The organism is Neorhizobium sp. S3-V5DH (assembly GCF_004343065.1).
GTDB lineage: Bacteria > Pseudomonadota > Alphaproteobacteria > Rhizobiales > Rhizobiaceae > Neorhizobium > Neorhizobium huautlense.
This window is the reverse complement of record NZ_SMCL01000001.1, coordinates 461970-486304: the sequence shown is the minus strand read 5'-3', so window position 1 is coordinate 486304 and position 24335 is coordinate 461970. Positions and strand designations below refer to the sequence as shown.

The 24335-nt window shown below is 58.9% G+C and carries 25 protein-coding genes, 1 tRNA gene and 1 pseudogene; 15 read left to right on the top strand and 12 right to left on the bottom strand.

Annotation, left to right across the window (positions count from 1 at the left end):
* Positions 1-16: 16 nt before the first annotated feature.
* Positions 17-1510: a catalase KatA gene (katA, locus tag EDE09_RS02395; protein ID WP_132408654.1), complete on the bottom strand. Its 1494-nt coding sequence runs from the start codon at positions 1508-1510 to the stop codon at positions 17-19.
* 117 nt (positions 1511-1627) lie between these two features.
* Here katA and EDE09_RS02390 point away from each other — a divergent pair, with 117 nt between their 5' ends.
* A complete protein-coding gene (locus EDE09_RS02390) occupies positions 1628-2527 on the top strand; it encodes a hydrogen peroxide-inducible genes activator (RefSeq protein WP_132408652.1) in 900 nt (299 codons plus the stop codon).
* On the opposite strand, the gene EDE09_RS02385 is transcribed toward EDE09_RS02390, so the two are convergent.
* The 4 genes from EDE09_RS02385 to EDE09_RS02370 all read right to left on the bottom strand — a co-directional run bounded on the left by EDE09_RS02385 (position 2524) and on the right by EDE09_RS02370 (position 6747).
* Positions 2524-3408 (bottom strand): dienelactone hydrolase family protein, encoded by an 885-nt coding sequence (locus tag EDE09_RS02385; RefSeq protein WP_112801370.1) that lies wholly within the window; start codon positions 3406-3408, stop codon positions 2524-2526. The two genes, EDE09_RS02390 and EDE09_RS02385, sit on opposite strands and share 4 nt — an antisense overlap.
* A 130-nt stretch (positions 3409-3538) precedes the next feature.
* Positions 3539-3955 (bottom strand): MAPEG family protein, encoded by a 417-nt coding sequence (locus EDE09_RS02380; RefSeq protein WP_112801368.1) that lies wholly within the window; start codon positions 3953-3955, stop codon positions 3539-3541.
* Positions 3956-4075: 120 nt separating this feature from the next.
* A complete protein-coding gene (gene guaB, locus EDE09_RS02375; RefSeq protein ID WP_105374145.1) occupies positions 4076-5581 on the bottom strand; it encodes an IMP dehydrogenase in 1506 nt (501 codons plus the stop codon).
* 176 nt (positions 5582-5757) lie between these two features.
* Positions 5758-6747 carry an MBL fold metallo-hydrolase gene (locus EDE09_RS02370; protein WP_132408650.1) on the bottom strand — a complete coding sequence of 330 codons (990 nt, stop codon included), beginning with the start codon at positions 6745-6747 and terminating at the stop codon, positions 5758-5760.
* 191 nt (positions 6748-6938) lie between these two features.
* On the opposite strand from EDE09_RS02370, the gene EDE09_RS02365 reads away from it, so the two are divergent.
* Positions 6939-8342, top strand: coding sequence for an MFS transporter (locus tag EDE09_RS02365; RefSeq protein ID WP_112801676.1), 1404 nt, complete (start codon positions 6939-6941; stop codon positions 8340-8342).
* Here the strand turns inward: EDE09_RS02365 and EDE09_RS02360 are convergent, their stop codons facing one another.
* The gene (locus tag EDE09_RS02360) at positions 8343-9080 is read right to left on the bottom strand and encodes an RlmE family RNA methyltransferase (RefSeq protein WP_105374074.1); all 738 of its coding nucleotides are present in this window, start codon (positions 9078-9080) and stop codon (positions 8343-8345) included.
* 17 nt (positions 9081-9097) lie between these two features.
* Positions 9098-10618 (bottom strand): Ppx/GppA phosphatase family protein, encoded by a 1521-nt coding sequence (locus EDE09_RS02355; protein WP_245505056.1) that lies wholly within the window; start codon positions 10616-10618, stop codon positions 9098-9100.
* 253 nt (positions 10619-10871) lie between these two features.
* On the opposite strand from EDE09_RS02355, the gene EDE09_RS02350 reads away from it, so the two are divergent.
* The 3 genes from EDE09_RS02350 (at position 10872) to EDE09_RS02340 (ending at position 12705) form a co-directional block, all read left to right on the top strand.
* Positions 10872-10945, top strand: a tRNA-Gln gene (locus tag EDE09_RS02350).
* 276 nt (positions 10946-11221) lie between these two features.
* Complete coding sequence (locus tag EDE09_RS02345; RefSeq protein ID WP_165924096.1) at positions 11222-11446, top strand: helix-turn-helix domain-containing protein; 225 nt, start codon at positions 11222-11224, stop codon at positions 11444-11446.
* Positions 11443-12705: a type II toxin-antitoxin system HipA family toxin gene (locus EDE09_RS02340; protein ID WP_112801359.1), complete on the top strand. Its 1263-nt coding sequence runs from the start codon at positions 11443-11445 to the stop codon at positions 12703-12705. The genes EDE09_RS02345 and EDE09_RS02340 overlap by 4 nt, the downstream gene beginning before the upstream one ends.
* Positions 12706-13179: 474 nt before the next feature.
* On the opposite strand, the gene EDE09_RS02335 is transcribed toward EDE09_RS02340, so the two are convergent.
* Complete coding sequence (locus EDE09_RS02335) at positions 13180-13689, bottom strand: hypothetical protein (RefSeq protein WP_132408646.1); 510 nt, start codon at positions 13687-13689, stop codon at positions 13180-13182.
* 118 nt (positions 13690-13807) lie between these two features.
* Here EDE09_RS02335 and EDE09_RS28540 point away from each other — a divergent pair, with 118 nt between their 5' ends.
* The 8 genes from EDE09_RS28540 (at position 13808) to EDE09_RS02295 (ending at position 17450) form a co-directional block, all read left to right on the top strand.
* Positions 13808-14374: a hypothetical protein gene (locus EDE09_RS28540; protein ID WP_245505055.1), complete on the top strand. Its 567-nt coding sequence runs from the start codon at positions 13808-13810 to the stop codon at positions 14372-14374.
* A gap of 35 nt (positions 14375-14409) precedes the next feature.
* The gene (locus EDE09_RS02325; protein WP_112801672.1) at positions 14410-14673 is read left to right on the top strand and encodes a hypothetical protein; all 264 of its coding nucleotides are present in this window, start codon (positions 14410-14412) and stop codon (positions 14671-14673) included.
* 74 nt (positions 14674-14747) lie between these two features.
* Positions 14748-15002, top strand: coding sequence for a DUF1488 domain-containing protein (locus EDE09_RS02320; protein ID WP_112801354.1), 255 nt, complete (start codon positions 14748-14750; stop codon positions 15000-15002).
* Positions 15003-15031: 29 nt separating this feature from the next.
* Positions 15032-15298, top strand: coding sequence for a hypothetical protein (locus EDE09_RS02315; RefSeq protein ID WP_112801352.1), 267 nt, complete (start codon positions 15032-15034; stop codon positions 15296-15298).
* Between the two features lie 49 nt (positions 15299-15347).
* Complete coding sequence (locus EDE09_RS02310; protein WP_132408644.1) at positions 15348-15605, top strand: hypothetical protein; 258 nt, start codon at positions 15348-15350, stop codon at positions 15603-15605.
* A 30-nt stretch (positions 15606-15635) separates the two neighbouring features.
* Positions 15636-15944 (top strand): hypothetical protein, encoded by a 309-nt coding sequence (locus EDE09_RS02305; protein WP_132408642.1) that lies wholly within the window; start codon positions 15636-15638, stop codon positions 15942-15944.
* 667 nt (positions 15945-16611) lie between these two features.
* Positions 16612-16815, top strand: coding sequence for a hypothetical protein (locus EDE09_RS02300; protein WP_132408640.1), 204 nt, complete (start codon positions 16612-16614; stop codon positions 16813-16815).
* A gap of 416 nt (positions 16816-17231) precedes the next feature.
* Positions 17232-17450 carry a hypothetical protein gene (locus tag EDE09_RS02295; RefSeq protein ID WP_132408638.1) on the top strand — a complete coding sequence of 73 codons (219 nt, stop codon included), beginning with the start codon at positions 17232-17234 and terminating at the stop codon, positions 17448-17450.
* A 473-nt stretch (positions 17451-17923) separates the two neighbouring features.
* On the opposite strand, the gene EDE09_RS28535 is transcribed toward EDE09_RS02295, so the two are convergent.
* The 4 genes and pseudogenes from EDE09_RS28535 to EDE09_RS02275 form a co-directional block, all read right to left on the bottom strand.
* Complete coding sequence (locus EDE09_RS28535; protein WP_245505054.1) at positions 17924-18778, bottom strand: hypothetical protein; 855 nt, start codon at positions 18776-18778, stop codon at positions 17924-17926.
* A 79-nt stretch (positions 18779-18857) separates the two neighbouring features.
* Positions 18858-19915: pseudogene (locus EDE09_RS02285) on the bottom strand (ISNCY family transposase); the annotation flags it as partial.
* A 198-nt stretch (positions 19916-20113) separates the two neighbouring features.
* The gene (locus EDE09_RS28530; protein WP_132408634.1) at positions 20114-20335 is read right to left on the bottom strand and encodes a DUF1488 family protein; all 222 of its coding nucleotides are present in this window, start codon (positions 20333-20335) and stop codon (positions 20114-20116) included.
* A complete protein-coding gene (locus tag EDE09_RS02275) occupies positions 20335-20622 on the bottom strand; it encodes a hypothetical protein (RefSeq protein WP_112797138.1) in 288 nt (95 codons plus the stop codon). Before EDE09_RS02275 ends, EDE09_RS28530 begins: the two co-directional genes overlap by 1 nt.
* Positions 20623-20942: 320 nt before the next feature.
* On the opposite strand from EDE09_RS02275, the gene EDE09_RS02270 reads away from it, so the two are divergent.
* Both EDE09_RS02270 and EDE09_RS02265 read left to right on the top strand, forming a co-directional pair.
* The gene (locus EDE09_RS02270; RefSeq protein WP_132408632.1) at positions 20943-22094 is read left to right on the top strand and encodes a glycosyltransferase family 4 protein; all 1152 of its coding nucleotides are present in this window, start codon (positions 20943-20945) and stop codon (positions 22092-22094) included.
* Entirely contained in the window at positions 22091-24277 is a 2187-nt protein-coding gene (locus EDE09_RS02265; RefSeq protein WP_132408631.1) for an amylo-alpha-1,6-glucosidase, read from the top strand. The genes EDE09_RS02270 and EDE09_RS02265 overlap by 4 nt, the downstream gene beginning before the upstream one ends.
* The last annotated feature ends 58 nt before the right edge of the window (positions 24278-24335 follow it).

Genomic DNA, 24335 nt, shown 5'->3' with positions numbered 1-24335 from the left:
TCAAAGCTTCACCGTATTACTCGGCAGCGGTCGGCGTCGCGCTGATCGTATCGACCTTGTAGCCATGCTGCTTTTCGAGCGCTGCGCGGACGCCTGCCTCGTAGTCCGGATGGATCAGCTTGAAGTGGGCGAGCTGGCGCTCGATGATCTCGCCAGGTACTCCGCCCATCGCAGCTCCGATATTGGAAAACAGGCGAGCCTTCTGATCCGCGTCGAACAGGTTAAAGAGCGCGCGCGGCTGCGAATAATCATCGTTGCCTTCACGATGATTATAGCGGCCCATCTCGCCTTCGATCTTCAGCGGCGGCTCCTTGGCCGACGGCTGCTCGATCGGCCCATTGACCGAATTTGGCTCGTAATAGGCATCCGGATTGCCGGACAGCAGACCGCCATAGGTATTCATCTGGCCATCGCGATGATAGTGATGGACCGGGCATTTCGGCTGGTTGACCGGAATATGCTCGTAGTGAGTGCCGAGGCGGTAGCGGTGAGCGTCCGCATAGGAGAAGACGCGCGCCTGAAGCACTTTGTCCGGCGAATGGCCGATGCCAGGTACGATATTCGACGGCGAGAAGGCGGCCTGCTCGATCTCGGCGAAATAGTTTTCGGGGTTGCGATTCAGCTCCATGACGCCGATGTCTACCGGCGGAAATTCCGCATGCGGCCAGACCTTGGTCAGATCGAACGGATTGTAAGACGTCGCCTCCGCCTGGGCTTCGGTCATGATCTGGACCTGGACCTTCCACTTCGGGAACTCGCCCTTTTCGATCGTCCCGAAGAGGGCTTCCTGATAACCCTCGCGGGTCTTGCCGATAACCGTCTCGCCTTCCTCGTTCGTAAAGTGCTTGTGGCCCTGCTGGGTCTTGAAGTGGAACTTGACCCAGAAGCGCTCACCCGCATCGTTCCAGAAGGAATAGGTGTGCGAGCCGTAGCCGTTCATATTCATCGGCGTCTGCGGCAGGCCGCGGTCGGACATCAGGATGGTGACCTGATGGAGGGCTTCTGGCGACAGCGACCAGAAATCCCACATGGCGGTCGCGGAGCGCAGGTTGGTCTTCGGATGACGCTTCTGCGTGTGGATGAAGTCGGGGAACTTGTAGGGGTCACGGATGAAGAAGACCGGCGTATTGTTGCCGACCAGATCCCAATTGCCGTCCTGAGTGTAGAATTTCAATGCAAAGCCGCGAACATCGCGCTCGTGGTCGGCCGCTCCCATTTCACCGGCTACGGTCGAGAAGCGGGCGAGCATCGGAGTAACCGCGCCGGGCTGCAGACACTTCGCTTTGGTGTATCTGGAGATATCGCCGGTGATGGAGAGGGTACCGTAGGCGCCCCAACCCTTGGCGTGTACGACGCGTTCCGGGATGCGCTCGCGGTTCTGATGAGCCAGCTTTTCGATCAATTGGTAATCTTGCAGCATCAACCCGCCGCGCGGGCCGGCGGTCATCGAGTTCTGGTTGTCCGGCACCGGCGAACCGGCAGTCGTCGTCAAAATCGGACGATCGGTCATCGTTATCTCCCTACTGAAAACTATGGAACCTTTCGAAGATTCCCCGGTTGAACATCCCACCTGCCATTGATAATTTCCAATCGTATTTGATGCTCAATGCGATTGGAAAATCTTATCGTGCTTACCCTTCGACAGATGCGATACTTCGACGCGCTCGCCTCCACGCGCCATTTCGGAAAGGCTGCCGCCCAGGTGCATGTCAGCCAGCCCGCGCTGTCTGCACAGATTATCGAAATGGAAGAGCAACTTGGCTGCAAGCTCGTCGAACGCAACCGTTCCGGCGTTCTCCTGACCCGCAAGGGAATGGAGGCGCTGCGGCGCGTCCAGACAATCCTGGCGGAGGTGGAACGTCTGGAGGATGCGGTCCGTGAAGACGGCGGCATACTGCATGGTCTCGTGCGGATCGGCATCATCCCGACGGTCGCTCCCTATCTCGTCCCCCGGCTGGTGCCGCATCTGCGGCGGGATCATCCCGACATCGAAATCGAGTTGAGGGAAGCCGTTACCGACCGCTTGGTGACGGATCTTCTCGATGGACGGCTGGACACGGTCATCGCGGCCCTTCCGATCGAGGCGGACAATGTCGAGGTCCAACCGTTGTTTTCCGACCGCTTCTTCATGGCAATGGCAAACAATGACCGGGACGTGCTGATGTCGCCGCTGACGGAAAACCAGGTGGACGTCGACCGGCTCCTGCTCCTTGAAGAAGGACACTGCCTGCGCGATCAGGCGCTTGCCGTCTGCGGCACGGCGGGCAAACGGAGCCTCGTCAATTTCGGCGCGACATCCATGACAACGCTCTTGCAGATGGTGTCGCACGACATGGGCACGACGCTCATTCCCGAAATGGCGATACCCACCGAGACCGCACGCAACGATCTTAGAATCATACCGTTCGCCGATCCTGCGCCATCGCGCGAGATTGGCCTCATCTGGCGGAAATCGAGCGGCCGTGCCGAAGACATGGCCGCTCTTGCGCAAGCCATTACCGCCTGCGTCCCCGCAAACGCCGCTTAAGCCAGGTTCTTCTTGAAGAAAGCGACAGTTCGGCTCCAGGCGAGATCAGCGGCAGCCTTGTCATATCGGGCCGAGGACGTATCGTTGTTGAAGGCGTGGTTCGCACCCTCATACACAAAGATCTCGAAGGTCTTGCCGTTCTTTTCGAGAGCTTCCTTAAAGGCGGGAATGCCTGCGTTGATGCGCTCATCCAGCCCGCCATAGTGCAGCATCAGAGGTGCCTTGATCGCCGGAACGTCTTCCGGCTTCGGCTGCGAACCATAATAGGCAACACCGGCATTGAGATCCGGTGACTTCACCGCGAAATTGTTCACCGCGCCACCACCCCAGCAGAAGCCGACCGCACCAACCTTGCCATTCGCGCCGCTGATGCCGGCGAGATAGACCCTGCTCGCCTCGGCGTTCGCCGCAACCTCGCCGGGATTGAGCGACGAGAACATTTGACGGGCCTTTTCCTCGTCTTCAGGCGTGCCGCCACTCGGGGACAGAAAATCGACCGCCAGGGCGTTGAAGCCTTCGAGCGCCATGCGGCGAGCTACGTCCCTGATGTGATTGTTGAGCCCACGATTTTCATGGATGACGATGACACCGCCCGGAGCCCCCGAAGCGCTTTTGGGCCGGACAAGATATCCCTTCATCGTGACGCCGTTTGCGCCTGGATAAGTCACGTCCTCCGCCGTTAGGCGGTCGTCATCGGCGGGAACGATTTCGGCTTTGGCGCCGTTGGCCGCAAGCATCGGTGCGATCGCCGCCGCCGCGGCACCCGACCCTGCAAGCTGCGTCAGCTTCTCCATGAAGCGGCGGCGGTCGAGGGTGAGGTGGGTATATTCGTCATAGGCATTGATCATCGCCTGCGTGATCTTCGGCGTTTCGTTGTCCATATCTCTCTCCTCCTGGCTTTTTGGCAGGGCGGAAATCTAACGCCGCAAGCGCTCCTTGAAGATGAAACAGTCCGTGAAAAGCGGGCCGACGACTACACTTGTTCGTGAGAATGACGACGGGCGGAGCCCTTTAGGCTAACGCCAGCCATATGGCGAGCCACGTCCACATCCCAACTAAAGACAGGAACCCGGTAATGAACAAGGGACGGCGATGCCGAAGACGATTGCTGGTGATGTGTATGTAGGAGTGGGCATACCGCGACAGAACGAAGATCCAGGCCAAGGCGACCGTCGCCCAGTTATCCGCGGTCGAGATATAGAGCGCGAAGGAGACAGTGTGGAACAGGACCGGGAGCTCGAACTGGTTCCTGAGATTGTTGTGGACCAGCAGGCTTGCAGGTGGTTCCTCGCGATTTTCCCGAAACTGTGCGGCTTGCGCGCTGCCGGAACGGACAGCAGCAAACCGTCTTTTTGACAGCAGCCAATAGAGAAGGAAGACAAGCGCCGCGTGCGCGATCATCGGCCAGAGCGTGGCGTTCGACAGCATATTCCCCCCAATCCGAAACGATCCAGCGAACTTGTAAGGCCCGTCCTGCAAGTGTCAACGGCGCCAGCAGCGGCGCCGTTGAAGTCATTCAGGTGAACAAAATGTCCTGGCTGTTGGCTATCAAGCCCCGGCACCCGGATAATTGGGGCTTTCTCGGGTAATGGTCACGTCGTGAGCATGGCTCTCGCGGAGGCCGGCACCGGAGATGCGTACGAAGGTGGCGCGCTCCTGGAATTCCTTGAGCGTCGCGCCGCCGACATAGCCCATGGCGGCCTTGAGGCCGCCGCCAAGCTGATGCAGCACACCCGAAACCGGCCCCTTGTACGGCACCTGGCCTTCGATGCCTTCCGGCACAAGCTTCAAGGTATCGCGCACCTCCGCCTGAAAATAGCGGTCGGCAGAACCACGAGCCATGGCGCCCACCGAGCCCATGCCGCGATAGGCCTTGAACGAGCGGCCTTGGTAGAGATAGACCTCACCCGGGCTTTCGTCGGTACCCGCAAGCAGGGAGCCGACCATCACCGCCGATGCACCGGCGGCAATTGCCTTGGCAAGATCACCGGAAAACTTGATGCCGCCGTCGGCAATGACCGGGATGTTTCGCGTACGGGCAGCATCAACCGCCGCCATGATCGCCGCGAGCTGCGGTACGCCGACACCGGCCACGATGCGGGTCGTGCAGATCGAGCCGGGACCGATGCCTACCTTGACTGCGTCCGCACCGGCATCGATCAGCGCGAGGGTACCGTCGGCAGTCGCGACATTGCCGGCCATGATGCGGACCGAATTGGAGAGCTTCTTAACCCGCGTGACCGCATCAAGAACGCGCTGCGAATGACCGTGCGCGGTGTCGACGACCAACAGGTCGATACCGGCATCGATGAGGCGTTCGGCGCGCTCGTATCCGTCGTCGCCGACGCTGATCGCGGCGGCGGCGCGAAGCCGACCCTGCGCGTCCTTGGACGCGTTCGGATTGAGCTGCGACTTTTCGATGTCCTTGACGGTGATGAGGCCGACGCAACGGCCATCGCCATCGATAACCACAAGCTTCTCGATGCGGTGTGTGTGAAGTAGACGCTTGGCTTCAGCCTGGTCGACGCTTTCCTTGACCGTGATGAGGTTTTCCCGCGTCATCAGCTCATAGATGCGCTGGCTCGGATCGGAGGCAAAACGAACATCGCGATTGGTCAGGATGCCGACAAGCCGGCCGGTCGTATGTCCACCGGAACCACCATTCTCGACAACGGGGATGCCGGAAATGCCGTGTGATTTCATAAGCGACAGCGCTTCCGCGAGCGTCGCATCCGGACCGATCGTCACGGGATTGACGACCATGCCGCTTTCGAATTTCTTGACCTGACGGACTTCCTCCGCCTGCTCGACGGGGGTCAAGTTGCGATGGATGACACCGATGCCGCCCGCCTGAGCCATTGCGATGGCCAGACGGCTTTCGGTCACCGTATCCATGGCTGACGACAGGATCGGCAGGTTGAGGTCGATATCCTGCGCGATGGTCGTCGAGATGTTGGTCTGGCCTGGCAGGACTTCGGAATGGCCGGGCTGCAGCAGCACGTCGTCAAAGGTAAGCGCATCCGCGCCGGTTGCCGTTTCAATGATGCGTGCCATGGCCAATTCCTCGATCAGAAAATGCAGATCATGCTCCGGAACGTGATCTCCGCCCGGGCGGTCTTGCAAGAGTTGCTTGGAAGTTGGCGAGGGCTGGTAACACGTTCATGACAGGAAGGGAATAGCAAAAACCCGACAAGCCATTATGCCGGGTTTTTCCAAAGCTTTCGATGACGTCAGATATCGAACTGATAGCTCTTCGGCACGAAGCGATAACCGGTTTCCTGCCTCTCCACGAAACCCACGGCGGGGAACGGCATGTGATAGCCTAGGAAAGCGACCTTGTCGGTCGCGATCATGTCGTAGACTTTCTTTCTGGTCGCGGCAGCTTGGGCCTTGTCCATGTCGAAACGGACTTCCCACTCCGGGCGCTCTAGTGAAAGAATGTAGTGATTGGCGGTGTCGGCCGTCAAAACGAGCCGCTTGCCCTCCGACTCGATATTGAAGACCAGATGGCCGGGCGTGTGGCCAGGAGCCATCATCGCGGTTATCCCGGATACGACGTCGCCGCCGTCCTTCAGGAACGTCATCTTCTCCGCATGCGGCTTTACGTTCGCGAGCACGGCCTTGTGATTTCCTTCGGTGGGCGTTCCCGCGCGCGCGGCATCGCTCCAGAAGTTGTATTCGGTCTCGCCGGCCACATAACGCGCCTTCGGGAAGGCGGGTTTTCCGTCCTCCATGATGCCGCCGATGTGGTCGCCATGCATGTGGGTGATGACAACAATGGAGATATCCTCGGGCATATATCCGGCGGCGGCCAATCCTTCGATCAGTCGCCCGCCACCCTGAGCGCGGGCCGCCTTGCCGAGGCCGGTATCGAAGAGGATGACCTCGCTGCCCGTATCGACAAGTGTCGGCGAAAAGCTGTTCACGAACTTGTCGGCGGGCAGAAAATTGTCGTTCAGCAAAGTTCCGACTGCTTCTGCGGATTGGTTCGTGCCGAAGATTTCCTGCGGGTTTGCGGAAGGGCGGGCGCCGTCTTTGACGACGAGGACCTGAAAACCACCGACCTTGAATTTATGGATATCGGGCGGCGTCACGCGGTCGATAGCCTGCGGTTTGCTCTCCTGCGCCAAAGCCCTGCCACTGATGATAGCGGGCGAGGCAATAATCCCGAGGCCTGCCGTTCCAAGCAGTGTCCGCCTGTCAATTTTAATCGACGTCATTCTTCAGCTCCCTATGACTTGCCCAAAACCCGGCATCGAGCCCGCGGCGACCTGGAACATAACCAAGCTCAGGGACAAGAAAATCGCATCTCACGCAGACGTGACCCAAAGAGGAAAAAGGTGAGATTCGATAATTGGCAGAAACGGTTTTGAGGTTTACAGGAAAGCCGTTCCGCGCACCGCAGGCCGACATGAATCGCGTCATTCCGCTTATTCTCGCCGTTGCTCTTTTCATGGAGCAGATGGATTCGACCGTTATCGCCACGGCGCTTCCGGCGATCGCCGCCGACCTTAATGTCGGGCCGATCACGCTGAAGCTCGCACTGACCTCCTATATGGTTGCGCTCGCGGTTTTCATTCCCATCAGCGGCTGGATGGCAGACCGGTTCGGCGCCAAGAAGATCTTTCGACTGGCAATCCTGGTCTTCGTTATCGGTTCGATCTTCTGTGCAATCTCGTCCTCGCTGATCGAATTTGTACTGTCGCGATTCCTGCAAGGCATGGGCGGCGCGATGATGACCCCGGTCGGTCGCCTCGTTCTCCTGCGCACTACGAAACGCAGCGAACTCGTGTCGGCCATGGCGCTGTTGACCATCCCCGCCCTTATCGGGCCGTTGACCGGTCCTCCGATTGGCGGCTTCATCACCACCTATTTCTCCTGGCACTGGATTTTCATCATCAATGTACCGGTGGGCCTGCTCGGCATCTACCTTTCAAGCATTTTCCTGCCGGAGATAGAGACGACCAATCCGCCCTCGATCGACTGGATCGGCTTCCTACTGACTTCCGTCGCGGCGGCGGGAACGGTCTTCGGGCTTTCGGTGGTCGGCCTGCCTGCGCTGCCGCCCGCGGTCGGCATCTCCTCAACCGCGATCGGCGTTGCTGCCGGCCTCATCTACCTTCGCCACGCGCGGCGACACCCCTCGCCGATCCTCAATCTCTCGATCTTCAGGAACGACGCTTTCCGAGCCGCCACCTCGAGCGGCACGCTCTTCCGCATATCAACCGGCGCCATTCCCTTTCTGATGCCGCTGATGCTGCAGCTTGGCTTCGGGCTCAACCCGTTCCAATCCGGCCTGATCACCTTTGCGGGCGCTCTCGGAGCGCTCACCGTCAAGTTCGTGGCGCGGCGTGTCTTTGCGGCAACAGGCTTCAAGGTCACCCTTCTCATCGCCGGCGTCCTTGGGGCCGCCACCACGGCGGCGAACGGGTTCTTCACGCCGGAAACATCCCATGCGCTGATCGTCGCCTTCCTGGTGGCGTCCGGCCTTTGCCGCTCCTTCTTCTTCACCGGCTCGAACGCACTCAGCTATTCGGAAATCAGCGACGAGCAGGCCAGCCAGGCAACGTCGATCGCCTCGGTGCTACAACAGGTCAGCATGGCTCTCGGCGTCGCTTTCGCCGCCTTCATCCTCGAAGTCTCGGCGGCCTTTTCAGGGACGTCTCTCGGGCTTGCCGATTTCCACCTTGCTTTCTTCGTGGTGGCCGCTCTTTCGCTCTTCGCCATTGGTCCGTTGCTGACGCTCGACCCGATGGCGGGAGCAGCGGTTTCCGGCCATCGTGGCGGCAGAATCCAGCCGGAAGCGGGGGAATGATCAGGCTTCGGTTCCGGCTTCGGCTTCGATCGCCGCGGGTTCGGCTCTGCGACCCTTGAAGTGTTTGGCCAGCAGGAACATTTCCACCGATTCCGAGCGCGACGCACCCGGCTTGACATGGATGACCTGCCGGAAATTCTGCTTCAGCATGTTGAGCAGGTCCCGTTCGGTCCCCCCTTGGAAGGTCTTGGCAAGGAAGTGACCGCCTTCGCCCAAGACCTCGACCGCAAAATGGGCCGCGACTTCGCAGAGATGCATGGTGCGCAGGTGATCCGTCCTCTGGTGGCCGGTTGTCGGCGCTGCCATGTCCGAAATCACCAGATCGGGCGTCCCCCCGACCGCTTCGATGAGCAGCTGCGGCGCCTCAGGATCCAGGAAGTCGAGCTGCAGGAATTTCACGCCCGGCAGCGGCGCCATCTCCAGAAAATCGATCGCTGCGACGCGAATATCCTCGTCGGTGGAATCGGTCACCTTCGCGGCAATCTGCGACCAGCTTCCTGGGGCAGCGCCGAGGTCGATGATGCGGCGGGCGCCTTTCAGGATGTGATGTTTCTCGTCGATCTCAAGAAGCTTGAAGGCGGCGCGGGCACGATACCCTTCCAGCTTGGCGCGCTGTACGTAGGGATCGTTGATATGGCGCTCCAGCCAGCGGCGCGAAGACGCCTTCAGCTTGCCCTTCTTGACTTTCTGGCCGAGCTTGCGGCCCGTACGATTGCCGCCCACCGGTGGTTTCGCCATCGCCCTGCTCCTGGTTGTTACTGTCCGCCGGTTGCCGGCCGGCGCTGGCGCGCACGGCGCCACACGCCGTCGTCCGCCATCATATCCGTCAACAGCCCTTCGCGGAGCCCCCGGTCCGCCACCCGCATCCGCGGGCTCGGCCAACGGCGGCGGATCGCTTCCAGGATGGCGCAACCGGCAAGCACCAGATCCGCTCGGTCCGGCCCGATGCACGGATTGGCCGCGCGGCCGGCAAAATCCCACGAGAGCAGCTTCGCCTGCATGGCGCTTACTTCGGCATCGGTCAGCCAAAGGCCGTCGACCTTGCGGCGATCGTAGCGCGGCAGATCGAGATGGACGCCAGCGAGCGTGGTCACCGTTCCGGACGTGCCTATCAGATGGAAGTCCTCTGCGCCGTGACGCCGGACGGCTTCGAGCGGCGGGCAGTAAAAATCCGCCAGCATGCCCTCGACTTCCGCCACCATGGCGGAGAAAACCTCCGGCGTGACATTACGCCCGCCGTGGCGCTCCGACAGCGTCACCACGCCAACCGGCAGTGATGTCCAATGGGTAATGTGGTTGGCAAGCCGGCTGGACCGATTTTCGCCGATGCGGATGACCGCGATTTCCGAAGAACCGCCGCCGATATCGAACAACACCACGGAACGGGCTTCGCGGCCAACCAGCGACGCACAGCCCGACACTGCGAGCCGCGCCTCCGTTTCGCGGTCGATGATCTCCAGTTCCAAGCCCGTTTCCGAGATAACGCGGTCAAGAAATTCTTCACCGTTCTCGGCGGCGCGGCAGGCTTCCGTCGCAATCAGCCGCATGCGGCGGATCGGTTTGTTGGCAAGCTTGGCAGCGCAGATGCGCAACGCTTCGACCGCACGATCCATCGCCTCCGCCGAGAGCCTTCGGCTCGCTGCAAGCCCCTCGCCCAGGCGTACGATACGCGAAAAGGCGTCGACGACCCGAAACTGTCCGGGGCGGGTGGGCTGCGCGATCAGCAGACGGCAATTGTTGGTGCCGAGATCCAGTGCTGCATAAAGATCGTTGACGAAGGGAAACCTGTCTCCCCGCGGATCGAAAGCCGACGCATCACCGCCACTCCTGTTGCGGCCCTCCTTGCCGGGCGCCGGCGCGGGCGGCACGACTTTTGCGACGTTCGGCTGCGTCTTGGCCGGCGCCAGCGGCCGGCCCTGCAGACCGCGGCCGCCGCGATTCTTCTTCCGCCGATGGCGCGACTTTCCGGAAGGCGCCAAGGTCTCACTCGGGCGAACGGATTCCACCGCTGCAACGTCGCTTACCGCCGGTGCCGCCTGCTGGGCGCCACCGGATTTCCCACGTCGACGCTTGCGCTTGCGGGCCGGTTGACCGGGCTCCTGGATATGGGAACGTGCGGCAGGGCCGGCAGAATCAGCCGAACCCAAGGGTGCGAACGACGCCACGTCGCGGCTTTTGCCGCGTCGTTTCGCCTTTCGGCGCCGAGAGGATCTTTCCTCTCCGCGCGCTGCCGACGCCCCGCCTTCCGGCGTCTTCGCGCCGCTATCGGGGTCCATCACTTCTATGTCCATCTCGCCGCGCAACGCCTTCGTGAGGCATGCCGCTGGCGTTTGTTTGTTTCGTTGGCGTGAAGATAACAGCCCAATGCCTTTTCGCCAACGGCTTTTTGCCGCCTGCTGCCGTTGCGAATACCAGTATCGGAAAGAGGCTTTCGTCTCTCTATTTTTTTCCAAATCGGTATTTGCAATTCGTCCGCTTTTGTTTATAAGCGCCGCACATCAGCCGAGCCGGTTTACCGGTTGAGCCTGCTGGGGAATAGTTCAACGGTAGAACGACGGACTCTGACTCCGTTAATCTTGGTTCGAATCCAGGTTCCCCAGCCAATCATCTCTTTTTCCATATTTTTCAGTCACTTAGACAATCGGCGCCAAAGGCAACCGGAACAGTTTTCCGCACCGCTTTTCCGGATCACACCGAGCCGAGGTTAACGGCTGGTCGACCTCTGTATCGGCACCTCCCTGCCCGTAGCTTTTCATCAGTCCCGATCGGGTCGATTCGAGTCCACGGCAAGCAGCTCAAGCTTCGATCGTCCCGATCGGTTCTTTTTCGTGCAATCATTCGGTTATTGTGCTTCAATGATCCCGAAAGGGATGATTCACATGGAAATAGTTTCCGATAGCGTAGCACTCGGCCAGCTGATCCGCGCGGAGCGAAAACGTCAGCAATTGACCCAGGAACAGCTTGCCGGCGTCGCGGGCGTGGGCGTTCGCTTCGTGCGCGAATTGGAAAGCGGCAAAGAGAGCTGTCGGGTCGGACTCGCTCTGACCATACTGCGGACGCTCGGTTTGACCGTGAGTATTACCTCTCGCGGTGCCTCCTCATGAGCCGCGTGCTGGACGTCTATCTCAAGGATCGCAAGGCCGGCGAGCTCAAGCAGGACAGCGACGCCTCGCTCACCTTCACTTATGACAGCGACTACCTTGCCAGTGATCCAGTCGCCTTGTCAGTCTCCCTACCGGTTAGGGAAGAACCTTTCGTCGATCGCGTCGCCCGTCCTTTCTTCTCCGGCCTCCTGCCTGATGAAGGTGCCAGACGTCGATTGGCTGCGGCACTAGGCATATCCTCGGGTAATGCCTTCGGGCTGCTTGAGGTTATCGGTGGGGAATGTGCGGGCGCCTTGTCACTTGTTCCGCCAGGACAGCTCCCACCGGCCGCGACGACAGACGATGCCGAAGCACTCGATGAGCAGAACCTTGAAGAGATCCTCTCCCTGCTCAGACAGAGGCCCTTGCTCGGCGGGGAAGCGGACGTGCGCCTTTCGCTTGCCGGCGCTCAGGACAAGCTGGCTGTCACCGTTCTCAACGGTCAGATATTGCTGCCCCGAGGCGGGCGCCCGACGACGCATATCCTGAAACCGTTCATCGAGGGCCTCGACGGCACCGTGGAGAACGAAGTGTTCTGCATGAGCCTGGGACGTCGTCTCGGCCTCGATGTCCCCGCTGTGTCGAAGGGCGCAGCCGGCAAGGTCGATTACTTCCTGGTCGAGCGCTACGATCGGCTGACGCTTGAAGACGGGCGGATCGAGCGGCTGCACCAGGAAGACTTCTGCCAGGCGCTGAGCGTGCCGCCGGAGCTCAAATATGAGGAAGAAGGAGGCCCCGGCATCAGTCAGTGCCTCCAGCTGATCCGGCAGACGACGGCCAAGCCCGCAGCCGAGACATTGCGTTTCCAGCGAATGCTCATGTTTCACTACCTGATCGGCAATGCCGACGCTCATGCCAAGAACTATGCCCTGCTCTATCGTGGGAAGGCGCCGGACCTGGCGCCGATGTATGACGCTATTTGCACGGCTGCCTATCCACGACTGTCAAAGAACATGGCGATGGCTCTTGGCGGCAGGTCACTGCCAGACACGATCCAGATGGAGCACTGGGCATCGCTCGTGCCGTCCAACAAGGCCGCGACGCGCATGCTCGCCGGCGAGTTGATGCGAATGGCAGACGCGATCGGGGCGGAAGCCGACGCGCTGATGGAAGAGATGTCCAAGAAAGGCACCCACCATCCAATCCTGAAGACTGTCCGGAAAATCATCGACACCAGATGCGCCCTGGTCAGAAGGGCGCTGGAGAAGCCTAGCCTGTAGGCGCCAGAGGTGGCCTCTCAGGAAGAGCCGCCTAACCGTTCTACGGCGGTCTTGTTTGCCGAATCCTGAGCAGCGTCCTCAGCCGCCTCGGATTGCCTCAGCGCTTCCATGAGAGCCCCATGCCTCTCATTCTCCCTCGCCACAAGGTCACCGGCGTCCCGCGGTTTGTAGCCAGCCTGGCCCGCCGAATGAGCTTCTCCCTATTGTCGTTCATCGTCTTCACCTCGCAGTTGACGGGTCAGAGGCAGTGTAGCTCTGCCTGTTCGCCGTTTCCACCCTACCATATTCCTCGACGTAGTGAGCAGCCCGAAACGGGGAACGGCAGCGTTCCTTGGGATCGACCGACGATGCGTTGGGAATATCAACGCGAAGACACCTAAGGCCTCCTGACCATGAGCATGTGCCGGATGCACACAGCCGAACCGCTGCAATCCAACGTGGTTAAGGCTCAAGTCTGAGTGCGCCTTGCCCTTATTAGGTGAACTGAGAGGTTCCCACCGCTTGACCAAAGCGGCGAGCCTCGAGTTCACTTTCATCCACGAACATGAACATTGCGCCATCACCCCATGTCGGCATGAGCCGCCAGAGATAGGTCTCGGCATTGATTGTCAGCACATGCCGCCAACGCTCGCCGGCGGAAAGGACGGTCTTGGCGTAAGCCACTTCGCTGTCTGCTTTACCGCTGGAGATCAATTCCACTTCGCCATGCATGTTTCCTTGAATCGGTTCCTCCCATCCACCAAGCTGATCACCGCCGCCCTCCTTCATCTCGAAGCGTTCATCCCGATCAGGGCGATTTGCGCCCTTGCCCAACGTTTCAACCATCAATCGTCCTCGGTCCTTTTTCGTGAAATTATCCAACGATGGCGCTTCAATCATCCCGAAGCAGATGCGCACCTTTCGCTTGACGGAGCCCAAGACCAGTTGGACGTCGCCGTCACCAATGGTCAGATATCGCAGCCCGAGGGCGAAGATCGATGACACCCCTTCTGAAGCCGTTCATCGAGGACCTCGATCGGGCGGTGGAGAACTAAGTCTTCTGCATGAGCCTCGGACGCAGTGTTGGCATGTTCCTGCCGTATCGAAGGGCACGGCCGGCGAGGTGGAGATCGATATCGTCATCGGCACCAACATGTTGGCTGTCAGTATTGACTGCCCGGTGATCAGTCTTATGCAGCTGGCCGAAGAAATGAAGGCGGAAGTCGCCCTTCGTCAGCGCGTCGGCCGTGGACTGCGCGCCAAGAAGACCAGCGTAGCGCTCAATGCGGCGAATTCAATAAGCCTAACCCGCCGCCTTGTAACTCGGAGATTCATCGCCATATCTAGGAGACGTTGCAGCCTTTTTGGCTACCTGATCCTCCCGGCACAGCCGGTTGCTTGGCAAACCTCGATCTTTGTGGACGTTAAGAACTCCGCCGTCGGCAGGAGTGCGGCAAGGCACGTGTGTCTCTTGCCGGAACCTGAGGATGTCAAAATGATCAGAAGTAACTATCACTCCATTGAGCAACTGTTCAACCGACCCATTGCTGAAGAGGGTTCTGATGCGGCCAAGCTTCAAGACGTAAGAGGAAGGCTTGCGCTGCGCCAACGAGAGGCACGGTTAGATGAGCGGCAAGTTCGGCTAAGGAAACGCCAAAAGAACCTTTCTCTCGCCGTCTTCACGCAGTGACCGGCCCCTCCCAGTTGGTATCGTCGGCCAAACAAGTGGCCGTCCCGTTCAGCAGCAAGTCCCGGTTCAATTATAACGAGGGGGCGGGCTTCTATCCGTGCCGGAGCAGGCAACGAGCAAGCGGCCACCGTTACCGGCGCTTTGAGACGGCTGCCGAAGCTCTGCGTTTTGCCATCGAAGAATTCCCGAGCTCCTTGCTTCGCGGTTCGGTCCTGGAAGTGGATGAAGCCCGGTACGATGGCGCCCAGATGCAGGCACTCTATGACGGTGATGCCTACCCACTGAAGCGGCGCACCTAAGTCGTCCAAGAGGATGGCAGCCTCGCACACGCGATCATTCTGGATTGCCGTCAGACTCAGAACTGGAACATCCAATGTCACTAACATTTCCAAACGCGAGCAGAAGCTTCGATGACGTCAGGAACCTGATACGCTTCACCGGCTATGACGGCATGTTCGAAGTCAAGTTTTTCGTGGACGCTGCCGCTCTTTCAGCAACCAGACTGTCAGAACAAGATTATCTGCGTGCCTTTGATGCTGCGCGGTCCAAAATCCAGCAGATTGCACTGAAGCTCTACAATCCGAAACACGGCATGACCTACACGCTCAGAGCTGCCGATTTACGCTAGCCTGAGCGGCACAGTTCAAGGAGCTAATCATGAACATAAAGACAAGCGTCAGGCGGGTCGCCTTCCAGAACACCTTCATGTTGCCAGGAATGGATAAGGCACATGCTCCTGGCGAATTCGATGTTCAGGTGGTCGAGGAGCCGCTCAATGTGATGTGGGAAGGCTACCACCGAACATTGACGATCATGATAACCTCAGGTGCCTTCACGGAAGCCATTGCGGTTACCGAAACCGCCCTTGATGAGGCTCTGGCTAACGATAGTCAAGCTGCCCAGCGCCCTGCCTCCTCAACATGACGAGGGCACGCGATCCGGCCAGCTTCCACAACGAATGGGAACAAACGACATGAACAACGTACAACAGTTTTCTTCCAGCTCGAATGGGGATCGGTGGTTCCTGCTTACTGACGACGCTACTCAACAAGCTTTCGTTCTTCATAAAGCAAACGAGCCTTCGGGTGGCCACCAGACACAAATGCCCGTTGCGGACTTTCTCAACCAGAAACCGTTCGGCCCGGAAAGAGAGGCGCTCATCAACATCCTTGGTGTGGGTGACGACACCGCAGACGCAACTCAGGCCAGCTACACCTCTTCGTCCCTATAACCTTTCAAACAGGCTGCCTTGGTAAATGCCATGGCGTCGCTGGAGGACAATATGCGCATAACCAAAACCATACTCTATGACGGCATCGGCCACGTCGGCGTCTTCTTTGAAGGGCTGCCAGAAGCGACGCTTCTTGGAGCCTACAGCACACCCCCTCAAAGCTCCTACCACGCAGACGAAGTTGAAGCCTTTGTTGCTTTCGACGTCCTCGGCACTGACGCCGCTGTCTTAGAGCTAGCCGTTATCACCGGCCATCCGGAAGACGGCGTCCGTCATGCGATTGGGCAATACAGAGAAGAACTTCGCAGGAAAACGGACGACTACTCGGTACCTAATTAGCGATACCCATAACAGCAGAAAAAGTCACGATTTCAAACAACTTACGACTCGGTCACACCTACTCCGCTCTGCAGGGTACGGGTGCGACGGTTGTGCAAATCTGCTGTCGGACGGGTCTGGTCGCCAAACTAAGGCCCGTCGCTTGGGCGCTTCTGCGCCCAACCACCCGACATTTCAGGAGGTGAACCCCCTTTACGCGCGCACGCAAACGCTGCCGAGGCACCGAATTCGGTCTCCGTCAATTGGGACGGCATGAGGAATCCAGGAGAGGTCGTCGAACGAAACATGGGCGGGAATCATCGCCGTGAACCTCACTTACTCGGTGCGCATGTCGAGGAACGTTACGGCGTCGGCCATTTCCTCGGGACCTGGGACGTGCTGGCCACAAGAGCCAAGACATGGTCGAGAGCCATATTTTCCTCCACTACAATGGTGTAGGCGTGAAATCCAACTCAAAGGTGCGGTTGGGCATCTCCGGATGCTACCGGATACGCCCTATGTCGGAAACCCTCTAAAGAGATGGGTTTCCAGGAGCATTTCCGTTCTTTCGGCCTCGGGAGACGGGTTCGCCGAATTAGCGAGGAGTCGGCGCCGATACATGCTAATGTACTTAAGATCGGTGGACACAACGACCATCTTGGCCATTGCCATCCTTCATGAGGTTAGCATGGCCGACGAAACAATGAGGTATGCGGTTCGTCAGGAACTCGATCTCGGCTGGACGGTTTACGACGTCTTTACCGGTGGGCCGGCAATGCCTTCCACCTATTGCCTTACAAATCTCTCCGAGAGTCAGGCCGACATGTACTGCACGGTGATCAACGCGAGAGATATCGCCCGTCGACAGCGCGTGGGGTTCCCGTTTCCGTGATGGTGTTGCAAAGCAGGAAGGGGTAAGGGCGCTATCGTGCTTTTACCCGTTGGAGCTATTGACGCCCAACCCCACAGGTGACCCTATGAATATCCGACAGACTGTTTGAAGGCCTAGGCGGGAAAAACGCCTGGGCCTTCTCTTTGCTCACCATTTGTGACTGGGGCGCGCAGGCGCGAAGCAGATTTGCTGCAAATAATTGATTATCCTCTGAGACATTGACTGCGGGTTCAGTGACATGGCCGAAGTGACGTCGCTGGCCTCCGATTTCTCTGGACATGGCGGTCAGCAAGGCGCAGCCTGTTTTTAGCGATGACAGTTGCCCCGGGCGCCGTCGCGTGAGCACACAGCTTCCGCCCATACCAGGTCGGAGGTGGCCCATGCCAAGATACTTCTTTCACACAAAAGACGGCAGAATGGCCGTTGATCATGAGGGCCTCGTGCTCGGCAGCGAGGACGAGGCGCGTATCGAAGCCATGCAGGGCGCAAGTGAGATGTTGATTGATAACGACATGAGCCTCTGGTTGGGAAACAACTGGGTCATGACAGTGGTTGATGAAGAGGGCACCGTTCTCTTCAACCTGAACTTCTCGATCGACCGACCGAAACGTCCAGAGTTGGCCTCGCTTCAGTGAAGTGTCCCACGCTAGTCTGTTTCAGTGTTCGAGGGGAAACGGTTCAAGATAGTGCGGCTCATTTTTTCCCCAAGCCATTGATCTGCGTGTCGTGTGTTCTTGCTATCCCAGTCACTCAAAGCCGCTACGAAAAAAGAGGCGTTGTTTGGGGCGACGAGGGAAATGTTTGTCGTCAATTCCTTGGCGGTGCCCTCGAAATCCACAAACACAAGAGGACCCGCTGAGGTTATATCAAAGTGCTCCCCGAGTTGCCGTTTGACGTGGGCGGACTCTGCACTCAAGTCGGTGGTCAGCGACAATAGGAAAATCATAGGCTTGTTCTCGCGTTGCATAGAACAACGCATCACCTCCGTTATCGGCCCAAACTATTTTGGAATCTTGACACCCGCTCGGTGGTTAGGGCGGTGGTCCGCCTTCGACACCACCTGGTTGTCATGAAGACAAATCCGCGCAAGCCTTGCCAGACACTTGACCTACGCCCGACCACAATGGGTGGCAGTGGACGGAATGGGGCGGTCCGCCTCGGTCCGCGCGCTATAGGATTTGGATCGGTTACTTTCATCTTTGTTGTTGCTATGTCCAGGCAATGAGCGCGTTATGGAATGGGAGGCGCCAAGTCTCCTAAGGAGAATGCAATGTTCACCCAATGGAAAACCCAGGTCCGCGACTTGCTGAGCGCTCGGTATTCGCTTCTCGGGCTCAAAGGTCAGAAGGCCAAGGCTACTAAGGCTCTTAAAGAGCAGGCCTCTAAGCAACCCTATCAAAATCCCGGGAAGGATAAAATCCACCCCGGCGACGACGCCGCAGTTCGAGCGTCTACTGAGCCCCAGGAAGTGCAACCGGCTCATCGGTAGCACCGTCTCGGCCGGGCGGTGCCCCAGCCGATCGTTTACCAGAAACGGGGAAGTGGCAGGATCATCATGTCCATAAAGGATAGTTGTTCCATCACAAGGCGCCTCATCCGCTCGTATTCCCGAATACGTCGGACTCGGACCTCCGCCCGTCGAAGTGAAGCCGGTCGCGAGATTTTTGGTGATCTTTCGAGGAGTGAATATCCCTTGAATACCGTAATCCGGATCGCATTTACCGCCCGCTGGAGAAGTCCAGTGCACGTTGGGGGCGCCGACTTGCTTGACAGAGCCATCATAGGCCCCAGCGATGCTCTTCGATACATGCATGAGCACTTCCATCACAAATCGGGGCCGCTTTACTGGAGCGCATTTAATCTCTGTCATAGCGCGATCCGCGGCGAGGTGCGTATCGAACAAGCCCGCCCCCATTTCGTTGCAGCCTGTGCTGAGGAAGATGCCCGCCATCACCTCCACCATTAGAATCTCTCCTCTTGCCGCATGTGGACGTGGCTTTCATAGTCAGTCAGATACTCAGCCAAGGTGGTGAGGCCGCGCTTCTTGTGAAGGCCATGTCGCGGATGCCGCGGGCTTTGGCTCCGCTCAGATTTTCGCGGCTGGCATAGCCGCCGTCGGCCGCCGCCTGACGCGGCGGCTCGCCGTAAAAGGCAATGTGGCGTTCCAGCATCGGCAGCAAGCGCTCGCTGTCGGTCGGGTTGCCGGCTTCGATGACGAGGTCGAGGATCAGTCCGCTTCTGCCGGTGGTGAGATTGAGTTTGTGGCCGTAGTCGACGTCGCGGCTGCCCTTGACGATGATGTCGGCATGCGGCTCGAACAGGCTTACCAGCTTCTCGCCGGCCGGAACCGGATCCCCCGGCCAGGACCCGCCGTTCGGTCTGGGCGATGATCCGCTCGATGAGCGGCGGTAGTGGCGGAGTTGGGCCTGCCACAGTTCGCCGGCCGAGCCTGCCGTCAGCGGCAACTGTTCACTGGCCTGCTGCAGAGAACTCAAGGTCGTGCGCGTGATCTTGAGCAGTTCGCGGTAGTGCTTGATCCGTTTGGGGCGGCAGCGGATATATTCGATCGCCCGAGCCCGCTTCTTTGCCGCGCGGCGATGGTCGTGCCATGGAATGGTGCTACCCAGTGCCTCGGTTTGCTGCAACAGCCGCACCGTCACCCGGACAGCGTCCCATAACAGGCTGCTATCGCTCGGTTCATGGATCAATGCGGCGGTAACGGTGCTGTCCACGCGCATGACCTTGCCACTTTCCAGCTTCTCCTACCGGGTGCTCGCCAGCAGCACGCCGTTGATCTCTTCAAAGGTTTGCGCCCGGATCGCGCTGATCGTCTTGTGCAAAACCGACTTCTTCGGGTTCCAGCCCCATGGAAGCCAGGCAACTCCCGGAACGAGGCGGAATCTTCGAGGTGGAAGGCCAGTTCCTGGTAACTCAATTGGCGATGCTGCTTGAGCAGCCCGCCGCGCAGCACAGCCTCGGCTGGTAGCCCCTCGCGGCCGGTCTGTCTGAGACCATGCCGGCGCGGGTCCCGCGCCACAAGCCCGAGCAAATCGCCATGCTCATCCAGCCATTCCGACATCGCCTTCAGTTCACGACCGATCTAGTGTTCGGCGAAAAGATCAAATATGCTGGCTTGGACGGTGCGTTCTTGGCGCATTGTCGGTTCCGGCGGTTACGGGTTTGTCTTTAGAATCAGTAGCTTGATGTAAAGTATACTGAAACCGCCGGGCTTTGCCCGCGCAGATAACGCGATTCGTCCAATAAATTCAGCAGTTTACCGCTTATGGACCCGCACTAGCTAGATCGATTGGTGGATTACGGCCCGTTGGCGCTGATAATGCTCGCCACCTGGTCCGCGACCATATCCATGGCCGGCTGTATTAAACGTTGTGCTGGTAAAGGTTCCACCAGTATCAAGCACGTAAAACCTCACCTCGAACATACCGTCATGGCCGAGGAACCGAATGCGTGCATGGGCTTCGTCGCAGCTTCTGGCGCAGTTCGGGAAGGAGAGAGCCATCACTGGCCTCCTTCGTCCTGCCACCTTTTCAACCCTTCGGTCAGGGGTAAACCATCATCCGCTGACCGCTCTGGACGGGAGCCTTGTTTTCTTCGAATAGCGAGGAGCAGACTTTCCCGCGTCCTGTTCCCGTTGTGGAATTCCGTTTGGAGAAAGTCCGACGCGGCGCGTTTAGCGTCTGAACTCTTCTGTGCGTCGAGACCTCTGAAGCCTTCGGTTCTCAGCACATCCCTGATCATTGCAAGATCAGCAGGATCAAGTTCTTCTCGGTTGGCAATGGAAGACATGACGCCCTCCTTCGTTGGGGCACAAGCTTGGTAGCCCGCAACAGCAGCGCCCGTAAGACGAGCTGCTATCTCTATACAAATCGTGCTACCTGATCTTCTTTACAAGTGGCGCGGCTGCCACGTGGCAAAATCGTTGCGCGTTAAGAGCTGAGCGGGCCACGCCTCGTTAATGAATGAACGGACCTAGCCAAACCCGTTGGCTGCTCCATATACCGTTCTTCGCTGTTCTTGTGCACTAGCAACGCCCTCGTGAGCGGATGCCGGCGGTCCCTACGACAATTCGTGCTGGACTGACGCTTGGCGCAACAGAGATCAATCAAATGCGTATCGCGCAAGTCGCACCCCTGGCGGAATCCGTTCCGCCGAAACTCTATGGCGGCACCGAACGCGTCGTCTCCTGGCTCACAGAAGAACTCGTCCAACAGGGTCACGATGTCACGCTCTTTGCCAGCGGGGATTCCGAAACTTCCGCTGAACTCGTGCGAGCAGTCCCCGAGGGACTGAGGTTAGGGGGCATACGCGATCACACTGCGAGCCTCCTCGTCATGCTGGAAGAGGTTCGGCGGCAGGCCTCCTCGTTCGACGTCATCCATTTCCACGTCGATTTGCTTCAGTTTCCAGCGTTCCGAAATTCTCCGGCACAGTGCCTGACCACGTTGCACGGGAGACTGGATCTACCGGATTTTCACCCCGTGTATCGTGCATTCACGGAGATGCCGCTCGTCTCGATCTCCAGGAACCAGCGCCTGCCGCTTCCCAATGCCAATTGGCAGGCCAACATCCAGCATGGCCTTCCCCCAGGTCCCGCGCCTTTTGAAGTGGCGAAGCGGGATTATCTTGCATTTCTGGGACGCATTGCCCCGGAGAAACGGCCGGATCGGGCAATCGAGATTGCAAAGCGAACCGGTATTCCGCTGAAGATGGCCGCGAAGATTGACCCCGCCGACCAAGACTACTTCGATCATGTCATTCGACCACAACTCGATCATCCCTTGATTGAGTTCGTCGGCGAGATTGGTGACAACGAGAAACGAGACTTCCTCGGGAATGCGATCGCGCTCCTGTTTCCCATTGATTGGCCCGAACCATTCGGCTTGGTCATGATCGAGGCCATGAAGGAAGGAACACCGACGATCGCTTGGCGTCGCGGCTCGGTCCCGGAGGTTATCGACGAGGGCGTAACTGGATTCACTGTCGAATCCATCGAGGAGGCAGTTGAGGCAGTCGGTAAGGCTGCGGATCTTGACCGGCGGGCGGTCCGGCAGCGGTTCGAAGAACGGTTCACCGCTGCACGCATGGCTCGCGACTACGTTGCCGAATACGGCCGTCTGGCAAAAACGTCGGCGATGATGGTGCCGCACCACCGTCGCATCGCAAATAATTCCCTATTGCCCTTGGATCCTGTCGCTGCTGCGGCAAAGGTTTCCGGCGGCGCCGCTGGGGCAGCCTTGCCCAATCAAAGGTCCGTATGATGATGCTTGATATTGATCCGACCATCGATGATGCCGGGAGCTTCGACACCGTTCGGTATGATCTGGAAGTAGACACTTCTCTTGTGGGTCGCCCACTTCAAAACCTCAAGGATGGAGATGCGTTCGCTGTCTTAAACAGCCATGGCGACATTGCCGGGAGCAATTCGGTGGAAGGCCTGTTTTACCGTGACACACGGTACCTGTCTAAGCTGGAACTGCGTGTTCAGGGGCGAAAGCTCCTACTGCTTAATTCGTCCAATCATGACGACAAAGCAGCGCTTTCTGTCGATCTTACCAATCCCGAGGTCGATCATGATGCTGAGACCTTGCCCCGCGAGACCATCTTCTTCGAGCGTACGAAGTTTCTCCATCACGGGGTCTGTTACGAACGACTCAGTGTCCGAAACTTCTCGACGACTGAACGCCGGTTGACCATCGACTACACCTTCCACGCCGATTTCCGCGACCTTTTCGAAGTTCGCGGGATGAAGCGGGAGATGCGGGGTCGGGAGAGCTCCAAGCTCGTCGCTCCAGACAAGGTGGAATTTCACTATGGCGGCCTTGATGACGTGGAACGTTGCACCTCGATCGCCTTCACACCTGTTCCGAAAAATCTTGAGTCACACCGAGCGACCCTGGAGGTGACGATCGCGCCGGGGGAAAAGACATCGATCTTCGTGACGGTTGCCTGCGAGGAAGGCGGGCCCGCTGTCGTGCTGGATTTCTTCCGCGCCTACCGCGAGAGCCGCCGCGCCAGACGCAAACAGACGCGGCACATTGCTACCGTGCGGAGCTCAAGCGATCTGTTCAACGAAGTAGCGTGTCGAGCCACCTCCGACGTCTACATGCTGACCACCTCGACCCGCTTCGGTGCTTATCCATACGCGGGAATTCCTTGGTTCAGTACGATCTTCGGGCGCGATGGGATCTTCACTGCGATGTTCATGCTGTGGATGGACCCGTCGATTGCGCGGGGTGTATTGCGAACGCTGGCGGCAATGCAAGCCCAGCAGACTGATCCTAATGCCGATGCGCAGCCGGGCAAGATTCTCCACGAGATACGTCACGGTGAAATGGCCAATCTTGGCGAAGTTCCATTCGGTCGCTACTACGGAAGTGTCGATTCGACGCCGCTGTTCGTCATGCTGGCGGGCATGTATATCGACGCCACAGGCGACCTGGACACCGTTTCTGAGATCTGGCCAAACATCCTTGCTGCGCTGCGCTGGATCGATGACCATGGCGACAGGGACGGCGATGGGTATGTGGAGTATCAGGCAGAAAGCAGCGGCAGCCTGAAGAACCAAGGCTGGAAGGACTCCCACGACTCCGTCTTCCACCAAGACGGTACGGACGCGGTAGGGCCGATCGCCTTGTGCGAGGTTCAGGGATATGTATTCGCGGCAAAGCGTTCTGCGGCACGTATGGCTGAGCGCCTTGGGCATCGCCAACTTGCAACTGATCTGACAAGGGCCGCTGAAGACCTGCGCCACCGTTTCGAAGCAGATTTCTGGGATGAAGAACTCGGCACCTACGCCCTGGCCCTAGATGGGAAGAAGCGACCGTGCCGCGTGCGGAGCTCCAATGCGGGGCATGCCTTATTCACCGGCATTGCCGCGGCGGAAAGGGCTAAGCGTGTCGCGGCAACACTTCTCAGCAAGGAAGGGTTCAGCGGCTGGGGCATCCGGACACTTGCGCAGGGCGAGGCCCGGTTTAACCCCATGTCCTATCATAACGGTTCCGTTTGGCCCCACGACAACGCCGCAATCGCAATCGGCTTCGCCCGCTACAATCTCAAGCATGAGGCGGCGCGCGTGTTCGAAGGTCTGCTTGATGCTGCAAAACAGCAGGAGATGCGGCGCCTGCCGGAACTCTTCTGCGGCTTCATTCGGCGCCCCGGTCGCGGGCCGACGCCTTATCCAGTGGCGTGCTCACCCCAGGCTTGGGCGGCTTCTGCCGTGTTTGGCGTTCTGGGAGCCTGCCTTGGCCTTGAGCAGGCTCATTCCGAGAATGAATTCCGAGTCCGCAACCCGATCATGCCTGCATTCCTGGATGAGATCGTCTTGCGCAATGTGCGGCTCGGTTCATCGCAAGCGGACTTTCGTATGCATCGCTATGGAGATGATGTGTCCACGAATGTTCTGGATCGGAAAGGGAACGCGAAGATCCTTGTTGTGAAGTGAAGCATTGGTCGTCGAGGGAGTGAATGCGGCCGGAACCTCTCTGACTGCCCACCCTCGG

Coding starts and splice junctions, on each gene's coding strand:
- katA (WP_132408654.1), bottom strand. CDS start 1,510: ATGACCGATCGTCCGATTTTGACGACGACTGCCGGTTCGCCGGTGCCG.
- EDE09_RS02385 (WP_112801370.1), bottom strand. CDS start 3,408: ATGGACAACGAAACGCCGAAGATCACGCAGGCGATGATCAATGCCTAT.
- EDE09_RS02380 (WP_112801368.1), bottom strand. CDS start 3,955: ATGCTGTCGAACGCCACGCTCTGGCCGATGATCGCGCACGCGGCGCTT.
- guaB (WP_105374145.1), bottom strand. CDS start 5,581: ATGGCACGCATCATTGAAACGGCAACCGGCGCGGATGCGCTTACCTTT.
- EDE09_RS02370 (WP_132408650.1), bottom strand. CDS start 6,747: ATGACGTCGATTAAAATTGACAGGCGGACACTGCTTGGAACGGCAGGC.
- EDE09_RS02365 (WP_112801676.1), top strand. CDS start 6,939: ATGAATCGCGTCATTCCGCTTATTCTCGCCGTTGCTCTTTTCATGGAG.
- EDE09_RS02360 (WP_105374074.1), bottom strand. CDS start 9,080: ATGGCGAAACCACCGGTGGGCGGCAATCGTACGGGCCGCAAGCTCGGC.
- EDE09_RS02355 (WP_245505056.1), bottom strand. CDS start 10,618: ATGGACCCCGATAGCGGCGCGAAGACGCCGGAAGGCGGGGCGTCGGCA.
- EDE09_RS02345 (WP_165924096.1), top strand. CDS start 11,222: ATGGAAATAGTTTCCGATAGCGTAGCACTCGGCCAGCTGATCCGCGCG.
- EDE09_RS02340 (WP_112801359.1), top strand. CDS start 11,443: ATGAGCCGCGTGCTGGACGTCTATCTCAAGGATCGCAAGGCCGGCGAG.
- EDE09_RS02320 (WP_112801354.1), top strand. CDS start 14,748: ATGTCACTAACATTTCCAAACGCGAGCAGAAGCTTCGATGACGTCAGG.
- EDE09_RS02315 (WP_112801352.1), top strand. CDS start 15,032: ATGAACATAAAGACAAGCGTCAGGCGGGTCGCCTTCCAGAACACCTTC.
- EDE09_RS02310 (WP_132408644.1), top strand. CDS start 15,348: ATGAACAACGTACAACAGTTTTCTTCCAGCTCGAATGGGGATCGGTGG.
- EDE09_RS02305 (WP_132408642.1), top strand. CDS start 15,636: ATGGCGTCGCTGGAGGACAATATGCGCATAACCAAAACCATACTCTAT.
- EDE09_RS02300 (WP_132408640.1), top strand. CDS start 16,612: ATGGCCGACGAAACAATGAGGTATGCGGTTCGTCAGGAACTCGATCTC.
- EDE09_RS02295 (WP_132408638.1), top strand. CDS start 17,232: ATGGCCGTTGATCATGAGGGCCTCGTGCTCGGCAGCGAGGACGAGGCG.
- EDE09_RS28535 (WP_245505054.1), bottom strand. CDS start 18,778: ATGGTGGAGGTGATGGCGGGCATCTTCCTCAGCACAGGCTGCAACGAA.
- EDE09_RS28530 (WP_132408634.1), bottom strand. CDS start 20,335: ATGGCTCTCTCCTTCCCGAACTGCGCCAGAAGCTGCGACGAAGCCCAT.
- EDE09_RS02275 (WP_112797138.1), bottom strand. CDS start 20,622: ATGTCTTCCATTGCCAACCGAGAAGAACTTGATCCTGCTGATCTTGCA.
- EDE09_RS02270 (WP_132408632.1), top strand. CDS start 20,943: ATGCGTATCGCGCAAGTCGCACCCCTGGCGGAATCCGTTCCGCCGAAA.
- EDE09_RS02265 (WP_132408631.1), top strand. CDS start 22,091: ATGATGATGCTTGATATTGATCCGACCATCGATGATGCCGGGAGCTTC.